The sequence below is a fragment of the Sphingomonas sp. genome (assembly GCF_040398505.1).
Taxonomy (GTDB): Bacteria; Pseudomonadota; Alphaproteobacteria; order Sphingomonadales; family Sphingomonadaceae; genus Sphingomonas.
The window spans coordinates 3,164-6,796 of sequence record NZ_JBBATX010000128.1; the positions used below are offsets into that span (position 1 = coordinate 3,164).

Below are 3,633 nucleotides of genomic sequence, written 5' to 3' on the forward strand. Positions count from 1 at the left end.
CGACCTGCTCGAGACACACCGCGACGAACTGATGGCGATCTGCGTGCAGGAAGCCTTCAAGACCATCCCCGATGCGCTTGGCGAAGTGCGCGAGGCGGTCGATTTCTGCCGCTACTATGCGCAACAGGCGCGCGACGGGTTGCAGCCCGTCGAACTCCCCGGGCCGACCGGCGAGCGCAACGTGCTGCGCTTCGAGGGGCGGGGCGTGTGGGCGACGATCGCGCCGTGGAACTTCCCGCTGGCGATCTTCCTCGGGCAGACCGTCGCGGCGCTCGTCGCCGGTAATACCGTCGTCGCCAAGCCGGCGCCACAAACGCCGCGCATCGCCGCGCGTGCGGTGGAGCTGGCGCATGAAGCGGGCGTGCCGACAGATGCGCTGGTGCTGCTCCCCGGCGGACCCGAACTCGGCGCGGCGCTGACCGCCGACCCGCGCATCGCCGGTGTCGCTTTCACCGGATCGACCGCCACCGCGCGCAAGATCGCGCGGTCGCTGCTGGAGGATGACAATCGCCCGATCGTCCCGCTGATCGCCGAGACCGGCGGGATCAACGCGATGATCGTCGATTCGACTGCACTGCCCGAGCAAGTCGTGGCGGATGTCATCACCTCGGCCTTCCGCTCGGCGGGGCAGCGCTGTTCGGCGCTGCGGCTGCTGCTGCTGCAGGAGGAAATCGCCGACACCACGATCGAGATGCTGAAGGGTGCGATGGACACGCTGCGGCTCGGCGATCCGGGTGATCCGGCGACCGATGTCGGGCCGGTGATCGATCAGGCGGCGTATGATCGGCTGATGGCGTACCGCGCGGGGGCCAAGATCGAGAAGACGCTCGACGCGCCCGCCGAGGGGTTGTTCGTCCCGCCGACGCTGGTGCGGATCGACCGCATCGATGCGCTGACGCAGGAATGGTTCGGCCCCGTGCTGCACGTCGCGACCTGGCCTGCGGGCAAGCTCGCCGAGACGATCCGCGCGGTCAACGCCAAGGGTTACGGTCTGACCATGGGCCTCCACAGCCGCATCGCGCGCGCGGCGGAGGAGACCGAGGCGCTGGCGCAGGTCGGCAATCTCTACGTCAACCGCTCGATGATCGGCGCGGTGGTCGGATCGCAACCATTCGGCGGGGAGGGACTGTCGGGCACCGGCCCGAAGGCGGGCGGGCCGCACTATCTGCACCGCTTTGTGGTTGAACGCGCGGTTTCGGTCGACACGACCAGCGCTGGCGGCAATGCGACGTTGTTGAGCCTTGATGAGGGCGGGATTTAGCACGGACGCGCGCTGCAATCTCTATCCTTCCCCGGCGAAGGCCGGGGCCCAGTCGCGCGCGTTCAGTTGGTGAGCAAGTCTTCCCCTGCCGCGACCTTCACGACTGGGCCCCGGCCTCCGCCGGGGAAGCGTGGGGGTAGGTCGCCGGGGCGTCGTGATAGGGCAGAATCAGCCCGCCGTCGGGCGCGGCGGTGAAGGCGGTCTGGGTCGGGTAGGCAAGCGCGATCCCCTCATCGTTCATACGCGCGATGATCGCGACGCCGACGGCGTGGCGCGCGTCGAAAAATTCCGTGAACCCGGCATGTTCAGAATCGAATTCGAGGTCGAAATCATAGCTGCTCTCGCCGAATTTGACGAAGCCTGCCCGGACGAACTTCTGCTCGCAACCCTCGACGACGTCCTTGAGCAAGGCCGGGAAACGCTTGAGCGTTTCGACGGGCGTCCACTGCACCACGCCGAGCTTGAAGATGATCCGACGATAGTCGCGCTGCGTGATGTTCTGGATTTCCTTTTCCAGCAGCTGCTTGTTGGCGATGATCCGCTCCTCGCCGGTGGCGGCGCGGATGCGGGTCGATTTCAGCCCGATGCTTTCGACCGTCCCGGTGGTCGTATCGTACGCGATCGTGTCGCCACGCCGGAATGGGCGGTCGAAGATGATCGCGAGCGCTGCAAACAGATCGGCGAAGATGCCTTGCGCCGCCAGACCGATCGCGATGCCGCCGACGCCCAGCCCGGCGACCAAGCCGGTGACGTTGACGCCGAGATTGTCGAGCACGACGATGACGGCGATCGCGAACACCGCGAAGCTGATGAGCAAGCGGATGATGCCCATCGCGCTGCTGATCGCCTCGCCGGCATAATGTTCGCCCGCGGTGCGGTGTTCGATTGCGCCGAGGATGATTTCCCGCGCCCAGATCGCGACCTGGAACCAGGCGACAAGCGTCCACAGGAACGTGATCGTCGCGGCCACTTCGACCGGCGTCGCGGCGAAATTGGCGACGGTGACGATCTTTGCGGCAGCCAACACCATGAAGACATTGCCGGTTTTTTCCACCGCGCGCAGGATTACGCCCGCCCAGCCGCTCGGCCCGGTGCGGCGCGCGCAATAGGTGCGGGCGAGCCGACGGATGAAGTGAAACAGGATGACGAGCAGGCTCGCCACGCCGACTGCGATAAGGATTTGCAGCCAGTGCGTACCGACCCATTGCACGGTCGAACCGAACAAAGCGCGTGTTTGCTGATCGACATCCTGCACCTTGATCGGCGGCAGGATCGCGTTGAAGGTGTTACCGGTCGTCATATCAATACTTTCACGCGGCGTGCTGGACCGCCGCTGGCGCGCCGGGTTGGAGGAACGCGATCAACCCGCGTTCGGCGCGCGATAGATAGTGGGTGCGGCGCGGTAAGCGCAATTGGCTGCGGAATTCCGCCTGCCCGCTCTTTACCAGCGCGAGCAAGGCGGGGTGGACGTAGGATTTGCGGGCGATCGCGGGGGTATTGCCGAGCGCTTCGCTGACCGGCAGCAGCAGCGCCTTGAGTCCGATATCGGCGCGCGCGGTGGCCAGCGTCTCGAACGCGAGGACGCTCGCCGCCCAGGTGCGGAAATGCTTGGCGGTGAAATCGCCGCCGCTCGCCGTGCGGATATACTCGTTGACGTCGGACGACGACACCGGATGCGGTTCGCCCTCAGCGTCGAGCCACTGGAAGAGATGCTGTCCCGGCAAATCCTGACATTTCTTGACGAAGCGGCTGAGCGTCCTGTCGGTGATCGTCATCACGCGCTCCTTACCCGATTTCGCACGGAATTTGAGCTTGAGCGCGCTTCCGGCGACCTTGACGTGGCGGTTGCGCAAGGTCGTGGCGCCGAAGCTGTTATTGGCCTTGGCATAGCCTTCATTGCCGACACGGATATGGCCGAGATCGAGCAGCCGGACGACGGCAGCGACGGCTTTCTCGCGGCTGACGCCGGGTAGCGCCATGTCTGCGGCGACACGCGCCCGCACTTTGGGCAAGCTTTGGCCGAACGCCGCGCAGCCTTCGTACTTCGCCGCCTCCTGCGTTTCGCGGAAATCGGGGTGATAGCGATATTGCTTGCGGCCCTTTTCGTCCCAGCCGACCGCCTGGATATGGCCGTTGGGCTTGGGACAGAACCACGCGTCGCGGTACGCCGGGGGCAGGCCGACCGCGTTGAGCCGATCGATCGTTTCGCGGTCAAGGATCCGCGCGCCATTCGCGTCGAAATAGCCCCAGCCGTGACGCATCTTCTTGCGCGTGATGCCGGGGGCGCTGTCGTCGTGATAGCTGATCTTGACCATGGCCGATCAGAATGCACGGGCCGTCGCATCGTTCCGGAACGTCTTGGGGGGTCTATC

At 65.7% G+C, this 3,633-nt stretch carries 3 protein-coding genes; 1 reads left to right on the plus strand and 2 read right to left on the minus strand.

The features are described 5' to 3' along the window. Nucleotides 1–1,261 (plus strand): L-glutamate gamma-semialdehyde dehydrogenase (locus tag ABWP09_RS12725; protein ID WP_353205501.1); only part of this gene is annotated, 1,261 nt, incomplete at its 5' end. A 97-nt stretch (nucleotides 1,262–1,358) separates the two neighbouring features. On the opposite strand, the gene ABWP09_RS12730 is transcribed toward ABWP09_RS12725, so the two are convergent. Beyond that, complete coding sequence (locus ABWP09_RS12730) at nucleotides 1,359–2,561, minus strand: mechanosensitive ion channel family protein (protein WP_353205502.1); 1,203 nt, start codon at nucleotides 2,559–2,561, stop codon at nucleotides 1,359–1,361. Nucleotides 2,562–2,571: 10 nt separating this feature from the next. Beyond that, the gene (locus ABWP09_RS12735; RefSeq protein WP_353205503.1) at nucleotides 2,572–3,576 is read right to left on the minus strand and encodes a DNA topoisomerase IB; all 1,005 of its coding nucleotides are present in this window, start codon (nucleotides 3,574–3,576) and stop codon (nucleotides 2,572–2,574) included. Between the last annotated feature and the right edge of the window lie 57 nt (nucleotides 3,577–3,633).